Origin of the sequence: Streptosporangium sp. NPDC023963 (genome assembly GCF_040639135.1) — a bacterium.
Lineage (GTDB): Bacteria > Actinomycetota > Actinomycetes > Streptosporangiales > Streptosporangiaceae > Streptosporangium.
Genome location: NZ_JBEZZK010000006.1, coordinates 373,693 through 389,865 on the forward strand (window position 1 = coordinate 373,693; position 16,173 = coordinate 389,865).

The following is a 16,173-nucleotide window of genomic DNA, read 5'->3' on the forward strand; positions in this document are numbered from 1 at the left end:
GATATAGGCCGTGATTCACCGGACGTTGGCTACGGTCGCCTCCGAGAACCTCACGTGGACAGGGGACGAAGATGAATCCAGTGGTCGACAAGCCCGAGCTGGCCGAACCGTACATGTTCGCCTGGCTGGCATCTCTGGGACTCGGTGTCGAATACACCAGGTCGAAGAAGGACTCCCTGTACTACCGCGACGCCGGTGGTGCCGAGATTGAGGTGCTCGACCTCGTCGGCGGCTATGGTTCGACCATTCTCGGGCACAACAACCCGGAGCTCATCGAGTACACAAAATCGCTGCTGGACAGCGATACCCCAATCCACGCACAGTTTTCCCGGCATCCTTACGCGAACAATCTCGCGTGGACGCTGAACACCATCGCGCACCGCGAGTTCGACACCGACGAGAACTACGCGGTGATCTTCGCCAACAGCGGGGCCGAGGCCAACGAGGTCGCCATCAAGCACGCCGAGATGGACCGCGTACTCAAGATCGGTGAGGCGCTCGCCGAGGTCGAGGCCCACATCGAGGCCGCCGTCGCGGCGGCGGCCTCCGGCGCGACCGTGGACGCGTCCCCCCTGCGGGGGTCGGACATCGGGGAGGTCGTCGCCGCCCTGCGCGCCGCCAACGCCGAGCGCGCCGCCACGCCGCCGGTCTACCTGGCTCCCGTGGGCTCCTTCCACGGCAAGCTCGCGGGCACCATCCAGCTCACCCACAACTTCGCCTACCGCACACCGTTCATCGCCATGGCCGCGCAGTGCCGGTTCGTGCCACTCGACCAGCCCGACGCCATCTCGGACGCGATCGCCGCCGAGAGCCGGACCCTGCTCGACGTCGCCGTCGACGGCGACGTCATCCGGGTCGTCGAGCGTCCGCTGCCGGTGATCAGCGCGTTCGTCCTGGAGCCCATCCAGGGTGAGGCGGGCATCCGCATCCTGGACATCGACGCCGTCGCCCGCCTGCGTGAGCTGCTCGACGCCGCCGACATCCCGGTCATCGTGGACGAGGTGCAGAGCGGTATGGGCCGCTCTGGCGCGTTCTTCGCCGCGTCACATCTGGGACTGCGCGGCGACTACATCACCCTGGCGAAGAGCTTGGGCGGCGGTATCGCCAAGGCGGCGGTCACGCTGATCCGGTCGTCGCGCTACCGCAGCGACTTCGAGCTGGTGCACACCTCGACGTACGCCAAGGACAGCCTTTCCACCCTCATCGCCCTGCGCGCCGTGGAGCTGCTGGAAGCCGACGGCGGCGCGGCGTACCGGCTGGCCGCCCAGCGGGGCGACAAGCTGATCGCCATGCTGCGCGGGCTGCGCGACGAGTTCGGCGACGTCGTCAAGGAAGTACGAGGCAAGGGGCTGATGCTGGGCCTGGAGTTCCACGACCTGTCCGGTTCGGCCTCCGAAATCCTCGCCGAGCAGGCCAGGGGCGGTCTGATCGGCTACATGTTCTCCGGCTACCTCCTGCGCGAGCACAACATGCGCGTCTTCCCCACCGCCAGTGCCACCAGCACCCTGCGCTTCGAACCGTCCGTCTACATCACCGACGAGGAGATCGCCCGCACGGAGAAGGGTCTGCGCGCGCTGATCACCCTGATTCGGGCCGAGGACGGCAAGACCCTGCTCGGCTGATCCGTGACCTCCGGCGTCCCGCGGCCGTTGCTCACCTGACCGCGGGTTCTGCTACCACCCCACCCGACACTCAGCGGGCAAACCGATCATCGCCGGGTGGGCATTCTCCTGGCCGGCCGGCCTGGAGCCGACGACCAGCTCCTGGACTGCTCCGCTGGATGTGGTGCGCCTGCCGAGTGCACGGAGCCGGTGCTGCTGCGGGCGGCGTACGGGCCGGGCCGGTACCGGCCCGGACGCCGAGGGCGGCGCGGTGTGGGCGGGAGCGATGCCCTGGCTGTGATGCTCGGCGCGGGGGAGGCCCGGTTCTCGAATTCGAGAACCGGGCCTCGCTTTTTCGCCATAGTTTCATGTATATCCGACTGGTTAATATGTGTTTATTCGCTGGCTGATCACGCGAGGAGCGGTAGTGGCCCACCTGTATGAAGAATCAACAGTCGTGCGGACCAAGGTCTACTCCGAGCTCGCCGGGCTCGACCCGGGCATCGTCGGCACGGCGATCAAGCGCGGCTCGTTCAAGGACCTCAAGCTCGCCGGGGACGTCGTCGAGCGCGAGCAGCCGGTGGCCGACGCCTTCAGCGAGGCCGAGCCCATCCCGGCACCCATCAAGATCGCCGACATCGTCGACACCCGGTTCGACGCCATTCTGGAGAACCCCTCGTGACGCTCCCCCCGAGGTTCGGAGGCACCCGATGAAGTTCCACTGGTTCCTGCCCACCGCCGGTGACAGCCGGGTCCTCACCGGGGGCGGCCACGGCCTCGCCAGAGGGCACGGCCGCTCCGAGGCGGCGGCGTTCCGCGCGCCGGACATCGAGTATCTCGCGCAGGTCGCCCGCTCCGCCGAGCAGCTCGGCTTCGAGGCGGTCCTCACCCCGACCGGCACCTGGTGCGAGGACGCCTGGCTGGTCACCGCCGCGCTGACCCGCGAGACCGAACGGCTGAAGTTTCTCGTCGCGTTCCGGCCGGGCTTCATGTCCCCGACGCTGGCCGCGCAGATGGCCGCCACCTACCAGCGGCTCTCGCGCGGCAGGCTCCTGCTCAACGTGGTGACCGGCGGGGAGACCGCCGAGCAGGCCAGGTTCGGCGACCACCTGTCCAAGGACGAACGCTACGAGCGCACCGACGAGTTCCTGTCGATCGTGCGCGGCGCCTGGAGCGGCACCCCGTACGACTTCGACGGCACGCACTACCGCGTCGACGGCGCGATGGTGTCCGAGACGCCCGATCCCGTGCCGGAGATCTACTTCGGCGGTTCCTCACAGGCGGCGGGACCGGTCGCGGCCAGGCACGTGGACGTCTACCTCACCTGGGGCGAGCCCCCGGAGCAGGTGGAGAGGAAGATCGAGTGGGTCCGCGGGCTGGCCGAGGAGCGGGGCCGCAAACTCCGCTTCGGCATCCGGCTGCACGTGATCACCCGCGACACCGAGCGCGACGCCTGGGCGGAGGCGGAGCGGTTGCTGGCCGCCATCGACCCGGCCGACATCGTCTCGGCCAGGAAGCTGCTGGGCCGCAGCGAGTCGGTCGGCCAGAAGCGCATGCTGGAGCTGCACGAGGGCTTCGCCGGTGGCACCGCCCGCGACCTGGAGATCCACCCGAACCTCTGGGCCGGGGTCGGCCTCGTCAGGGGCGGCGCCGGGACCGCGCTGGTCGGCAGCCACTCCCAGGTCGCCGAGCGGATCGAGGAGTACGCCTCGCTCGGCATCGAGGAGTTCGTCCTGTCCGGCTACCCCCACCTGGAGGAGTCGTACTGGTTCGGCGAGAACGTGCTTCCCCGGCTCGCCGCCGCGCCCGCCCCGAGGTGAGGGCGGTCGTGGCGGCGAGCCGTCCGCCGGGCGTCAGCGGTGGAGCCTGAGCAGGTCGCACAGGAGCGGGGTGAGCAGGCCCGCGGCGAGGGCCGTCGCCCAGCCGATCGGCGGCAGGGGGACCAGGACGAGCAGGGCGCCCAACGCGGGCACCAGGGTGACGAGCGCCTGTAGCGCGGCGGCGGCGATCACCGCGACGAGGACCGCGCGGCCGCGCCACCAGCCCTTCTCGAAGGTCCAGCGGCGGGCCCTGGCGACGTAGGCCAGGGTCAGGCGGGCGAAGACCAGGGCGAGCACGGCCTGGGTGCGTACCTGCTCCTCGCTCCAGCCGAGCCGCCTGGCGACCTCCACGGTGGCGAAGACCAGCGTGCCGACGACCAGCGCCCTGGCGGCGATGCGGATGAGGACCGGCCGGGCGATCAGGCCGTCGCGGCGGGGCCGCAGGGTCAGGGGGTCGCCCGCGGGGCGGTCGACACCGAGGGCGATGGCGGGGATGCCGTCGAGGACCAGGTTGATCCACAGGAGGTGGACCGGAAGCAGGGGAATGATCAGGTCCGGCCAGACGAGCAGGCCGACGATGACAAGGAAGATCTCGGCCAGGTTTCCGGCGAGCAGGTAGCCGATCATGGAATGGACGTTGTGACGGAGCCGGCGGCCCTCGCGGATACCGGTGACGATGGTGCCGAGCTCACCGTTGGTGACGACCACCGCGGCGGCCTCGCGGGCGACGTCGGTGCCCTCGTCCCCGGCCATGGCCACGCCCACGTCGGCGTGACGCAGGGCGGGGGCGTCGTTGACACCGTCGCCGGTCATGGTGACGACCTCGCCGTGCTCGCGCAGGGCGTGGACCAGGTCGAGCTTGGTGGCCGGGTCCACGCGGGCGATCACCCCGGCTTCGCGCAGCCGCAGCATCCGGTCGGGGCCGCCCAGGGCCGCGCCGGTGATGACGGGATCGGGGTGGATGCCGACCTCCTCGGCGACGGCGCGGGCGGTGTCCGCGTGGTCGCCGGTGACCATGACCACCCGGATGCCCGCGCCCCGGCAGTCGGCCACGGCCTGACCGGCCGAGGGGCGGATCTCGTCGCGCAGCCCCAGCAGCCCGACCGGCCGCAGGCCGTCCGCGTCCAGGTCGGCGGTGTCCTTCTCGGCGACCGCCAGGACTCGCAGTCCTCGCCCGGTGAGCTCCGGCACGGCCCGCTCCAGCCGTTCGGTGTGCCCGCCGGGCAGGCAGCGGGCGAGCACCACTTCGGGTGCGCCCTTGACGGTCAGAAGCGGCCCGTCGGTGACGACGGCCATGGAGCGGGTCTCGGCGTCGAAGGGATGGGCCGCCAGGCGGGTCTCGGCCGGCGCGAGCCGTACCCCGTGGTGTTCCGCCGCGGTCGCGAGCGCCACGTCGACGCCGTCGCCCAGCCCGTCACGGGCGTCGTTGCAGCGCAGCACGGCCCGCCACAGGTCGGTTTCGGGAACCGTCACCTGGTCGACGACGGTGAGCTTTCCCGTGGTCAGCGTGCCGGTCTTGTCGGTGGCGATCACGGTGGTGGCGCCGAGCGCCTCGATCGCCGACAGGCGGCGGACGATGAGGCCGAGCCCGGCCATGCGCTGGGAGCCCAGCGCGCGTGCGGTGGTCACGGCGGTGGCCAGGCTCTCGGGCACGGCCGCGATGGCCAGCGCGACCCCGGCCAGGATGATGTCGAGCAGGGCCGCCTCACCGCGGACCACCCGGGCGAGGCCCAGGGCGATCATCACCACCCCGGCGAGGATCGCGACGACGCCGATCTTGCGGGACACCTGGGCCAGCTCCACCTCCAGCGGGCCCTTGGCCCGGCCTTCGAGAGCGGCGGCGATACGGCCCATCTCGGTACGGGCACCGGTCCGTTCGACGAGTGCCAGGCCGGAGCCGCGCACCACGAGCGTGCCGGAGAACAGCTCGCCGTCACGGTCGCCCAGCATGACGTCCGGGCCAAAGGCCCCGGTGGCGCTCTTGCCGGCCGAGCGTGATTCGCCGGTGAGCGTCGCCTCGTCCAGGCCGAGCGAGCTGGCCTCGACCACCTTGGCGTCGGCCGGGACCCGATCTCCCGCCGCCACCTCGATGAGGTCACCGGGGACGACCTTCGCGGCCGGGATGCGGCTGGTGACCCCGTCGCGCCGGACCTTGGCCATCGGAGCGGTGAGCGTGCGCAGGGCGCGGACGGCCTGGTCGGCCCTGGCCTCCTGGCTGACGCCGATGACCACGTTCACCAGCAGGATGGCCAGGATCGCCGCCCCCTCGGGGATCTCCCGGAGGACCAGAAGGGTGACCAGGCCGGCGATCGCCAGCAGGATCGAAAACGGGTCCGCCAGCTGCCGCACGGCGCGGCCGAGCAGGGTCGGCGAGGAAGGTTGCGGCAGTTCGTTCGCGCCGTGCGCGGCCAGCAGCTGTACGGCCTGCTTCTCGGTGAGCCCGGACGGGGCCTCCATGGCGGTGGTCATGTCTACAGCAGAACAGCCAAAGACCCGAAGGTCTCCGGGCGAAGGACACCCCGGGCGGGGACCTTGGTCCCCGGATGTCATGGCGTTCGGGTCCCCGCACGGGGTTCGAGACGACCGGCGGATGGCGAAGCACGGGGTTCGAGACGACCTCGTGCGCGGGCGGCGACGCGATTGTCACGCCACACCCGGTGGTCCGCCTTGCGCGCGGGCCCGGCGAGGAGGAGTCTCGGCCCATGCCTGACGACCGCCCGTACGACATCGTGCTGTTCGGCGCCACCGGGTTCACCGGAGCGCTCACCGCCGACTATCTCGCGCGCCACGCCGGTCCCTCCGTGCGCTGGGCCCTGGCCGGGCGCAACCGGGCCAGGCTCGAAGCGGTCAGGGAACGGATCGGCCTGCCCGAGCTGCCGCTGCTCCACGCCGACGCGACCGATCCCGCCTCCCTGGCGGAGATCGCGAGGCAGGCCAGGGTCGTCGCGACCACCGTGGGTCCCTTCCTCTCCTACGGCGAGCCGCTCGTGGCCGCCTGCGCCGACGCGGGCACCCACTACGCGGACATCACCGGCGAGTCCGAGTTCGTCGACCGCATGTTCATCCGCCACCACGAGCGGGCCAGGCGGACCGGGGCCAAGCTCGTGCACGCGTGCGGTTTCGACTCGATCCCGCACGACCTCGGCGCCTACTTCACCGTCAAGCACCTGCCCCGGGGAGTGCCGCTGGAGGTCAGCGGGTTCGTCAGGGTCTCCGGCAGCGCGTCGGGCGGTACGGTGCACTCCGCCGTCATGGTGATCTCCCGCTTCCGGCAGGCGGCCGAGGCCGCGCGTCTCCGGCGCGAACTCGAAGGGCACCCCTGGGCGCGTCCCGCGAGCGGGGCCACGGCGGGTTCCGCGCCCGGGGTCACGGCCGAGACCGCTGCCGGTTCCGCGACCGAGGTCACGGCCGGGTCCGGGACCGGGGCCACGGCGGGTTCCGCGAGCGGGGTCACGGCTGAGACCGCTGCCGGTTCCGCGACCGGGGTCGCGGTGGGGGCCGTGGCGGGTTCCGGGGGCAGGAAGGCGCGCGGCGGGCCCGGGTCGCTTCGCTACGTCGGGGGCTGGGCCCTGCCGCTGCCCACGCTCGACCCGCGGATCGTCGCCCGCTCGGCCCGCGCGCTGGAGCGCTACGGCCCCGACTTCACCTACCGCCACCACTACGCGGTCAGGCGACTGCCCGTCGCGCTGGGCCTCGCCGCGGGGGCGGGGGCGCTCGCCCTGCTGGCCCGGATCCCCCCGGCGCGTTCCCTGCTGCTGCGACGCTTCGCCCCCGGTGACGGTCCCGGCGCCGAGCAGCGGGCCAGGAGCTGGTTCAAGGTGACCTTCCTCGGCCAGGGGGGTGGGGCACGCGTCGTCACCGAGGTCGCGGGCGGAGACCCCGGTTACGGCGAGACCGCCAAGATGCTCGGCGAGTCGGCGCTCTGCCTGGCGACCGACGACCTGCCCGACGTCTCGGGCCAGGTCACCACCGCCGTGGCGATGGGCGACGCGCTCATCGACCGGCTCCGGCGGGCGGGCATCACGTTCACGGTGCTGAGCGACTCGCGGAAGTAGGCGTCGGGAGGCGGACGTCCGGAGGCGGACGTCCGCCCGGGTCCGGAACCCGCCTGACCGGCCCGGACCCATGAGGCAGTCGACTACCGCAGCGAGGGCGTTGAGAGCCTGGTCTTGTCCAGGAGCGTCAGCGAGCGCTCTGCCGAGTGGGCCCTCTGCCGACAGCTGCCACCGGGACCACTGCTCTCGTGACGGACGGGTGGCGCAGGTCCTGTCTTCAGATGGTTGGCCGCCAACGCTACGTTCTCAGCTCCGTGACCTGCCAAACCAGGCATCGCCACACGCCCTCTTCCGGAGCCAGCACGTGAACATTGCGGAAGCGCCCGGGCTCCGGACCGTCGGTGACCACGACACTGCGCACGACGGAGCAGCCCGGAGTTGCCCACACCCAGACCTTGGTTGACTCCAGCCGCCTGCGGAGGGAGGGATCCGCAGGCTCGGCGATGGAATCGAGCAGGGCCTCCCTGCCCTGCTCCTTGCCTTTCGCGCGGGTGATTCCAGCGAAATTCTCTGACAACAGCTTGGCAGGTCCAAAGTGAAGCGCATGACGTCATGCTCAGTCCTGCTTGCCACCCGCGCCCCAGGGGTGCCCCCGGGGAAATCCCTCAACGTGTACCTGCGGCGAACTGTGCGGCGAGCTCGGCTCTGCTCGTCACACCCAGCTTGGCGAAAATATGACCGAGGTGGTACTCGACCGTCTTGACGCTGAGCATCAGCTCCCTGCCGACCTGCTGGTTGCTCAGCCCGGTGGCCACCAGCTTGGCCACCGCGAGCTCCCGCACGGTCAGGCCCCATTTGTGCTGCCTGTCGCGCGCCACGCGGCCACACGCCGCCAGCTCATGCTCGCATCGTTCCAGGTAGGGTGTGGCGCGCAGCGTGTCGAAGATCCGCTGCGCCGCCTCCAGCCGCTCTGCCGCAGCCTTGCGTGATCCGTGGCGCCGCAGGAAACGTCCATGGTCGAAGCCGAGATGCGCGGTGTCGAAGGGAACACGGGCCCGCCCGGCGTGGCGCAGTCCTTGCTCGAAGGCGGCCGTGGCGCCCACGAGATCCTTTTGTGCCGCCAGAAGGTTGCCCTTGGCCCTGTACACCCGAGTCAAAGACAGGTCGTGCCCGCGGGCCAGTGCTCGCTGTTCGAAAGGCGCCAGGGAGTCCTGCGCTTGACGCACCTTTCCAAGAGCGAGCTGGGCGTCGCTGAGCAGGTCGCGCCAGTCCAGCACACCAGGCTCTTCGAATCCGTCCTGAGGAGCGGCCTCGTGCAGGGGAAGCAGTACACGCAGCACACGGGCCGGATCGCCGCGCGAGGTGGCCAGCCACGCCTCCGCGACCGCGACGTAGAACCGCGAGGCGGCGATCTCTCCAACGGTCCGCCAACCTTCTGCCACGTGATACTCGGCTGAAGCCCAGTCTCCGCGCTTGGCGGGAACCAAAGCGGCCAGGCCACGGGCGCCACCCGCCATCCAGGCTTGGTCGCACTCGTCGGCCAGCGTCGTGGAGATCTCGCCGTGAACCAGCGCGTCGTCCCATCGGCCGACCATGTGCAGGGCATTGCCGAGATGGGAATGGCCGACCACGCGCTGAAACGCCGAGAGCCGCCGGGCGCCGCGCAGGAGGCCGGTGAAATCATCGATGGCCCCGTCGAGATCCCCGACCCAAGACCTGACCGTGCCTCGGCCGACCAGCAGGTCGCGGTCCTCGGTACGCACCACCCCCGCCGTCGCCGGCGGGAGGTGCGCAGTGAGCTCGAGAGCCTTGTCCGGGAATCCCAGGGCGGCGGTGGCCAGGACCTGTATGCCACGGGCGATGCCCGAATCGGTGCCCGGCATGGGGCCGGCGAGCGCCCTGTCGGCCCAGATCGTCGCCTGTGCGCTATCGGCCGCCATCATCATCACGATGGCCAGTTGCTCCGCCGTACGCACTGCCAGAGCTGGATCGAGCGCCAGGTCGGTCCGGTTCCAGGCATCGACCAGCAGTCTGGCCGCCTCTCCGCTGCGTCCCTCGATCTGGGCGAGCACCCCCTCCGCGAAGGAACGAACCTCCTGCGGGCACTCCGAAGGCAGCGTCTGGGCCAGCTCGACCGCTTCCTCCACCCGGCCCGCGTGGACGAGCGTGCCGATCGCCTCGCCGATGAGCCTGGCGCGCAGCCGCACGTCCTGGACAAGGTGCGCGGCCTGTGTCAGGTGGGTCCCCGCGGTGGACCACAGACCAGCGCGCTGTTCGTGCTGTGCGAGGGCGTCCAGCTCGAGAGCCAGAGCGGGGTCGTGACCCGTCGACGCCCGCACGCGGTGGTGAAACCGGTCGAGATCCCCGGTGGCGAGCTCGGCGGCCCGCCTGTGGAGCCGGTGCCTGGCCGCTACCCCGAGCCCTTGGTAGACGGCCGCCTGAGTCAAGGGGTGCGGGAAGCACACATGAAGGTTGTATCCGACTCGCTGCTCCTCCAGCAGTCCGGCCCTGACCGCCTCGTCGAGTGCGGTCAGCGGCTCAACGGCGGCGAGCTTGGCGATGTCATCGATGAGGTGCGGAAGGGACAGAACACTGGCAGCGGCCAGGAAGTCCCGGGTGGCCGGGCTGCACGCGGCCACCCGGGCCAGCACCAGCGAGGCGTACCCGCGGGGAGCGGGAAGCGGCCGGGTGAGATCGTTCAAAACCTGCGCCGGCAGATGTTCCATGAGTTCGCATACATGCAATGCGTTGCCTGCGGTGAAGACCCACAGGCGCTCCGCCGCCGCCCCGCTCAGCAACATGTCGCCGGCCTCGGACCCGAGCTCACGAAGCTCGGCGGCGGGCAGACCGCTGAGGCGGATGCGGATCGTCCGGTCGTCCTTCAGCAGTTTGCGCAGGCCGGTGGGCATGACCATTCCGGCCAGTTCGCGGGTGACGACGATGGACAGCACCCGGTCGGCGCGTAGACGGCGCAGCGCGAAGGTCACTGCCTGCAGCGACGGCAGGTCCGCCCATTGTGTGTCGTCCATGACCACTGCGATCGGCCCGCTGTCCTGGAGGGTCCCCAGGCGTTCCAGCAGTTTGGTCCCCGCCGCGATCGGATCGCGATCGGCCGGGCAGAGCTCACCGGTCAGCTGGGACAGCACGCCATAGGGCAGATCGGTTTCGTTCTCATCCCCGCTGGCGTTCAACACGCATAGTTTCGGCCAGCCTGAAAGGAAGCGGCGAATCAGTGTGGTCTTGCCGATACCGGCAGCGCCATCCACCAGGACCAGGTGCGGCGTGCCGGATGTGACCTGTTCCAAGACTGTCTCGAGCCGTTCGAGCTCGACGGCCCGTCCGACGAACGCCGAAATCATTCCTTCATCCTGAGCGGACGACGTCCCATCGGCTAGGGCTCAGCTTGATGGCCTTGAGGGAATTCCCCGGGTCGCTTCCCTGAGGTGCGCGCTCTGCCGCCTTCCTATGGTCAAGCCGTCACGTTCGAGGAAGGAGAGGACATGAGCGTTCCTGCGGAAAATGCCAACCTGGTCAAGGGGGAATCTTCCCCCCACGTCTATTTGGTGGAGGACGGCCGTCGCCGGCTGATTCCCGACGACGTCACCTTCGCAGGCCTCGGCCGGGGCGGCTACGACGCCGTCCACATTCTGCCCGACCACCGCCTCGAGGAGTTGGAGGAGGGCAGGCCGCTACCGTCTTTGACGGAAGGGACGCTGTACGTCTCCTCCGACGCCACCTCCGCTTTCCTGATGCGGGCCGGCACTCTGCGGGAGGTACCCGACGAGCAGACCTTGGCCTGGCTACCACGCGAGCGCGTCTCCGTGGTGGAGCCGTCGGACCTGAAGCTGTTCCGGATCGACCACGGCCCGGCCCTGGCGAGCATCACCGACACCTCGCAGAGTGTTCTGGAGGTGGACGCCTATCTTCGGTCGCTGGCCCCGCTGCCCGCCGAACCGGCCGGTACCCGCGAGATCAGCACTCGATCGCGGTCGACCCGAGTGGATGATGTAGATGTCCTGATCAAGGAAACCACGGTGGAGGTCGTCAACCTCGTCGACGAGTTCACCGAGACGACGCCGGTTCCCGATGCCCTGTGGGCGGGCGCCGTCGTGACGGGACAGTCGGTACGGTCCGGCGCGCTGGCGCCCGTCAACCTGACGCGCCATCCGGGGACGCTCACCGTCACCACCGATCTCAAGACCGCGAGCGGGAGATCCCGGAGCAGCCGCCTGGACGCCCCCTCCCTGCCGTCCTGCATCGACACTCTCAACGCCCTCATCGGGGAACTCAACCCCAAAGACGCCGAGGCCGCCGTCCACCACAATGTGATCCAGGTCAGCAGCCTGGAGGAGGGCATGGTCAACCTCGGACTCAACATCAAGGGGGCCATGTTCGGCGTCAGTGCCAAGGCGAGTCTGACCGGCCGGTTGAAACAGTCCGCCGCACTCGGTTTGTTCACCCAGACCTACTACAACGTCGCCTTCACCCCGGACGGATCACCCTCACGCTTTTTCGCCGACGATGTGAGCCTCGACGAGATCAAGCTTTACGCGGGGCCCGACAACCCGCCGTGCTACATCTCAACCGTGTCCTACGGCCGGGCGATCCTTGTCTTCGCCGAGTCCACCGAGAGCTTCACCAAGGTCAAGGCGGCGTTGGACGCGGCCTGGAAGGGGGCGGTCTCCGGGGACCTCAACCTCGCGGCCGAGCACACCCATGTCCTGCGGCGGTCTTCGCTCCGGGTGGTCGTCGTCGGCGGCTCGACCGGCAACGCGGGCCTCGTGCTGGCTGATCCGGCCGCGAAACTGACCGCGTTCATCCAAAAGGAGATCCGGGTGACCGCCGACATCCCGGCGGCGCCCGTCAAGTATGCGACGCGATATCTGGCGCCCCCTCACAACCTGGCCGCTGTCAACCGCACCACACAGGTGGTACGGGTGGTGGACGCCGATGTCCACGGCGGCCCCGAGGTGAGGATGGAGAACATCCAGGTCGGAGAAGGCCGTGACAGCGGGCCGGTCAACACCCGGATCAGGCTCGCCAGGGGCGACAGGATCGTCATCACCGCGGAAGGCGCCGTCTGGGCGGGCTGGGCGTTCATCGGCCGCAACGGACCCGAAGGACTCGACGGGCCGGGAAAGCCCTGGTATCCCCTTCCCCAGGAGCGCGGAGCCAGCCTCATCGCCGGGTACAACAACGCGAGCTGGTTCTACGTCGGCTCCGGCACCCCGCAGCCTGTCGTCGTCCCCGACGAGCAACACGGCTCGGAACTGTGGCTCCGGCTCAACGACGACAACATGCAGAACGGCGACGGCTCCTTCAAGGTCACGGTGACCGTGCGGCGCCGCCTGCCTTCCATCCCCGCACAGCACCTCTGACGTCTGACGCCTCCTCGCGAAGGGACCGCCGAAACCGATCACGCCGCAGATGGTGCCGTCCGCGGTGAGGACGTTGGGTCTCCAACCCCTCCGGGTCTTCCGTGGTGACCGGAGCACGCGCCCTCCGAAGGCCCGGTGCTCAAGGACTTCGCGCTCCTGCCGGCGGTCGTGGACGGGCACGTCAGGCGGCGGCGCGATCACCGGCGCGGCGGCGGCGCAGGTCGGCTTGCTCGAGTGCGGGTGGTACGTAGGCGATGTCGAGCGTGCCCGGGTTCACCCCGGGCGGGACCACCTTGTCGATCCGGTCGAGGGTGTCGTCGTCTGCGCATGATCCGTTCCTTCGGAAGGCCGAGGGCCGGGTGGTCCGGGGCGGCCCGGGAAGGCCGCCCCGGACCTGGGAGCGCGTCGATGGTCAGCCGGCGTACGGGGCGGCGACGTCGAGGATCCAGGTGACGCCGAAGCGGTCGGTCAGCATCCCGAAGCCCGGGGCCCACTGCGACGGGCCGTACTTCTCGATGAGGTCGGCGCCGTCGGCGAGCCTGTCCCACAGCGCGCCGACCTCCTCGGCGGTTTCGCCGCGGACGGACACGAAGAACCGCTCGCCGGTCAGCGTCATGCCGTGCTCGCGAGTGGTGGCGGCGGGCGCGGCGGCGGCCGGTGCCCGGCCGGGCACGTCGTAGGCCATGACGCTGAAGCCGTTGTCGGCCGTGACCTGGCCGAAGACGATCTTGTCGGCGTCGGGCAGGTCCTTCGGCATGCCGAGGTCGCCGTACGCGACGGTGGTGAGGTGGCCGCCGAACACGGTCTGGTAGAACTCCAGCGCCGCGCGGGCGTCACCGCGGAAGTTCAGGTGGGTGGTGGTGGAGATGGCCATGCCGGTGACTCCTCGGTGGTTTTCCGGGCGCGGTACGCCCGATATGGGCTGATAGATCTCGTTTGCGAGAGTCAGGGGAAGAGGTCCGTCCGGGCCGCGGTGGCCGACCGGCCCGAGACGAAGATTCGCAGGGGTAGGTGACAGGGTGTGGCACCCACTGCGGGCAGAATCAGGTGCATGCCGAAAACCTCCGCCCGGCTGCTGGCCCTGCTGTCGCTGCTGCAGACCCGCCGGGACTGGTCCGGCACGGTGCTGGCCGATCGCCTGGACGTCAGCCTGCGCACCGTGCGCCGCGACGTCGACCGGCTCCGCGAGCTCGGCTACCCCATCGCCGCCGTCAAAGGCCCTGACGGCGGCTACCGGCTCGGCGCCGGCACCGAACTACCCCCGCTGCTGTTCGACGACGAGCAGGCCGTCGCCCTCACCGTCGCCCTGCGGATCGCCGCCACCACCCCCGGCAACGGCCTCGCCGAACCCGCCGAACGGGCGCTGAACACCATCCGGCAGGTCATGCCCTCCCGGCTCCGGCATCGCGTCGACGCGCTGCGCGTCACCGCCGTCGAACGACCCGTCACCCGGCCGGCCGGCCCGGTCGACGGCGACGTGCTCCTGGCCGTGAGCGCCGCCGTCCACGCCCGCGAGATCCTGCGCTTCGACTACGGTGCCGAGGCCGCGGACGAACCCCCGCGCCGCGTCGAACCCCACCACGTCATCACCTGGGACGGACGCTGGTACCTCATCGCCTGGGACCTCGACCGCGACGACTGGCGCACCTTCCGCGCCGACCGGATCACCCCGCGCACCCCCAACGGGCCCCGGTTCACCCCCCGCGTACTGCCCGGAGGAGACGCCGCCACCTTCGTCACCGGAGCGTTCCGCGGCTCCGGCGACGCCTCGGGCGACTGGCCCTGCCGGGGCACGGTGATCCTCGACCTGCCCGCCGCCACCGTGGCCCTCTACACCCGCGACGGGCTCGTCGAGGAGGCCGGCCCCCACCGCTGCCGGCTCACCCTCGGGTCCTGGTCCTGGCCCGGCCTCGCCGCCGCCATCGCCCGCTACGACGCCGACATCGAGGTCATCGGCCCCGGCGAACTCGCCGACGCCTTCGACCACCTCGCCCGCCGGTTCACCAGGACCGTGGCCGGCCACGGCATCACATCACCGACGTCCTGAGCCGGCCCTCCGCTTTCGAACGTGTCCCAGGCCGTCAGGCACGGGGTCGAGGACCGTGCGGCCCGTGCGCGCGGGCAGGTGAGGCGGCCGGGCGAAATCTTCGGGCTGCCCCGCCCGGCCGTTCCCGATCAGAGGTGAACCACCGGTGTGTACCAGTAGTACACTCCAGGCATGCGAGTTGTCGTCAAGACCGTGGGCACCGTCCTCGCCGCGATCCTCCTCGGCTACCCGCTCTGGGCGCCGGAGTGGGGGCCGGGGATCATGGGCGAGATCAGGGCGCTGGGAACGCCCGGCGGGCCGATCGCCCTGGCCGTCTTCCTCGGCCTCGTCGCGCTGTACTGCCGGGCCCTCCAGCGGACGATGACGCTCGTACGGCCCGAGGCCAGGACCGCCTCTCCCGCGTCGGTCTGGTGGATGTTCGCGATTCCCTACAACTTCACCGAGGACTTCTTCATCGTGCGGGCCGTCTCCGCCTCGGTGGCCGCCTCGGCGACCGCCGGCGCGCGCGTGCCGGGCGGATTCATCCGGTGGTGGACGGCGCTCGGATACGGCTGGTGCGCTTTCCAGATCCTGTCGCTCCTCCCCGGAACGGCCGGATACGCCGGCGGAGCGATCGCCCTCCCGCTGTGGGCCGCACACTGGATCATGACGGGCCGGGTCAATCGCAGGCTTGCCGCCCGGCAGCCGGCCGCCCCGCTGACAGAAAGCCTTTAGGGAACCCATGCCGCTTCCACGCTTCGACCGGCTGCCGGCCGACGCGCGAGCCTCCATCCTCACCGTCGCCCGCGCCCACTTCGCGCGCGACGGCAAGGACGCCGCGTCCTTCAACCAGATCATCGCCGAGGCCGGCATCTCCAAGACCTCCGCCTACCACTACTTCGACGGCAAGGACGACCTCTTCGGCGCCGTGGTCGCCGACGCCGGCACCCGGACGCTCACCGCCCTCGGCCCCTGGGTCGACGTCACGTCGGGGGAGGAGCTGTGGGAGCAGGTGGCGGCGGGCACGGCGCGGCTGGTGGCACACCTGCGCGAGCACCCGGACGACCGGGCCGTACTCGCCCGGCAGCCCTACCTCGCCCGCGACGGCCGCTCCTGGATCCACAGGCTCGTCGCGAACGGCCTGCGCATCGGCCTGATCGATCCGTTCCCGAACGCCGAGCTGATCACCGTGGCGACGCTCGGCGTCTTCGACGCGCTCGACGCGTGGGCGCTCGACCACCCGGGCGAGCCCGGCGACTCCGTCGCGGGCACGCTCACCCTGTTCCTCGCCCGGCTCTGGAACGCCGTCCCCGAAGGCGAGGACTCCGGGGCGTAGACCGCGCCGGCCATGTG

Annotated in this window: 11 protein-coding genes; 8 read left to right on the plus strand and 3 right to left on the minus strand. The window is 70.6% G+C overall.

Features of this window, described 5'->3' with window-relative positions:
• The first annotated feature begins 71 nt into the window (after positions 1-71).
• From AB0F88_RS21435 to AB0F88_RS21445, 3 genes are all read left to right on the plus strand, one after another.
• Complete coding sequence (locus tag AB0F88_RS21435; protein ID WP_362686474.1) at positions 72-1,622, plus strand: aminotransferase class III-fold pyridoxal phosphate-dependent enzyme; 1,551 nt, start codon at positions 72-74, stop codon at positions 1,620-1,622.
• Between the two features lie 406 nt (positions 1,623-2,028).
• On the plus strand, positions 2,029-2,283 hold the full coding sequence (locus AB0F88_RS21440; RefSeq protein ID WP_362686477.1) for a hypothetical protein: 255 nt from the start codon (positions 2,029-2,031) through the stop codon (positions 2,281-2,283).
• 28 nt (positions 2,284-2,311) lie between these two features.
• Positions 2,312-3,421: an LLM class flavin-dependent oxidoreductase gene (locus AB0F88_RS21445; protein ID WP_362686480.1), complete on the plus strand. Its 1,110-nt coding sequence runs from the start codon at positions 2,312-2,314 to the stop codon at positions 3,419-3,421.
• Positions 3,422-3,454: 33 nt separating this feature from the next.
• Here the strand turns inward: AB0F88_RS21445 and AB0F88_RS21450 are convergent, their stop codons facing one another.
• Entirely contained in the window at positions 3,455-5,890 is a 2,436-nt protein-coding gene (locus tag AB0F88_RS21450) for a cation-transporting P-type ATPase (protein WP_362686483.1), read from the minus strand.
• A gap of 233 nt (positions 5,891-6,123) precedes the next feature.
• Between AB0F88_RS21450 and AB0F88_RS21455 the strand changes: the two genes are divergently transcribed.
• Positions 6,124-7,476 (plus strand): saccharopine dehydrogenase NADP-binding domain-containing protein, encoded by a 1,353-nt coding sequence (locus AB0F88_RS21455; protein WP_362686486.1) that lies wholly within the window; start codon positions 6,124-6,126, stop codon positions 7,474-7,476.
• 605 nt (positions 7,477-8,081) lie between these two features.
• Here the strand turns inward: AB0F88_RS21455 and AB0F88_RS21460 are convergent.
• The gene (locus AB0F88_RS21460; RefSeq protein WP_362686489.1) at positions 8,082-10,775 is read right to left on the minus strand and encodes an AAA family ATPase; all 2,694 of its coding nucleotides are present in this window, start codon (positions 10,773-10,775) and stop codon (positions 8,082-8,084) included.
• 141 nt (positions 10,776-10,916) lie between these two features.
• On the opposite strand from AB0F88_RS21460, the gene AB0F88_RS21465 reads away from it, so the two are divergent.
• Complete coding sequence (locus tag AB0F88_RS21465) at positions 10,917-12,794, plus strand: thiol-activated cytolysin family protein (protein WP_362686492.1); 1,878 nt, start codon at positions 10,917-10,919, stop codon at positions 12,792-12,794.
• A gap of 412 nt (positions 12,795-13,206) precedes the next feature.
• On the opposite strand, the gene AB0F88_RS21470 is transcribed toward AB0F88_RS21465, so the two are convergent.
• Positions 13,207-13,668: a VOC family protein gene (locus AB0F88_RS21470; RefSeq protein ID WP_362686495.1), complete on the minus strand. Its 462-nt coding sequence runs from the start codon at positions 13,666-13,668 to the stop codon at positions 13,207-13,209.
• 177 nt (positions 13,669-13,845) lie between these two features.
• Between AB0F88_RS21470 and AB0F88_RS21475 the strand changes: the two genes are divergently transcribed.
• The 3 genes from AB0F88_RS21475 (at position 13,846) to AB0F88_RS21485 (ending at position 16,156) form a co-directional block, all read left to right on the plus strand.
• Entirely contained in the window at positions 13,846-14,841 is a 996-nt protein-coding gene (locus AB0F88_RS21475; protein ID WP_362686498.1) for a transcriptional regulator, read from the plus strand.
• A 171-nt stretch (positions 14,842-15,012) separates the two neighbouring features.
• Positions 15,013-15,555 carry a hypothetical protein gene (locus AB0F88_RS21480; protein WP_362686501.1) on the plus strand — a complete coding sequence of 181 codons (543 nt, stop codon included), beginning with the start codon at positions 15,013-15,015 and terminating at the stop codon, positions 15,553-15,555.
• A 7-nt stretch (positions 15,556-15,562) separates the two neighbouring features.
• Positions 15,563-16,156, plus strand: coding sequence for a TetR/AcrR family transcriptional regulator (locus AB0F88_RS21485; RefSeq protein WP_362686504.1), 594 nt, complete (start codon positions 15,563-15,565; stop codon positions 16,154-16,156).
• Positions 16,157-16,173 lie beyond the last annotated feature (17 nt).

Bases quoted from the DNA above. Each gene is read 5' to 3' on its own strand.
- AB0F88_RS21435 (WP_362686474.1), top strand. From the start codon at position 72: ATGAATCCAGTGGTCGACAAGCCCGAGCTGGCCGAACCGTACATGTTC.
- AB0F88_RS21445 (WP_362686480.1), top strand. From the start codon at position 2,312: ATGAAGTTCCACTGGTTCCTGCCCACCGCCGGTGACAGCCGGGTCCTC.
- AB0F88_RS21450 (WP_362686483.1), bottom strand. From the start codon at position 5,890: ATGACCACCGCCATGGAGGCCCCGTCCGGGCTCACCGAGAAGCAGGCC.
- AB0F88_RS21455 (WP_362686486.1), top strand. From the start codon at position 6,124: ATGCCTGACGACCGCCCGTACGACATCGTGCTGTTCGGCGCCACCGGG.
- AB0F88_RS21460 (WP_362686489.1), bottom strand. From the start codon at position 10,775: ATGATTTCGGCGTTCGTCGGACGGGCCGTCGAGCTCGAACGGCTCGAG.
- AB0F88_RS21465 (WP_362686492.1), top strand. From the start codon at position 10,917: ATGAGCGTTCCTGCGGAAAATGCCAACCTGGTCAAGGGGGAATCTTCC.
- AB0F88_RS21470 (WP_362686495.1), bottom strand. From the start codon at position 13,668: ATGGCCATCTCCACCACCACCCACCTGAACTTCCGCGGTGACGCCCGC.
- AB0F88_RS21475 (WP_362686498.1), top strand. From the start codon at position 13,846: ATGCCGAAAACCTCCGCCCGGCTGCTGGCCCTGCTGTCGCTGCTGCAG.
- AB0F88_RS21480 (WP_362686501.1), top strand. From the start codon at position 15,013: ATGCGAGTTGTCGTCAAGACCGTGGGCACCGTCCTCGCCGCGATCCTC.
- AB0F88_RS21485 (WP_362686504.1), top strand. From the start codon at position 15,563: ATGCCGCTTCCACGCTTCGACCGGCTGCCGGCCGACGCGCGAGCCTCC.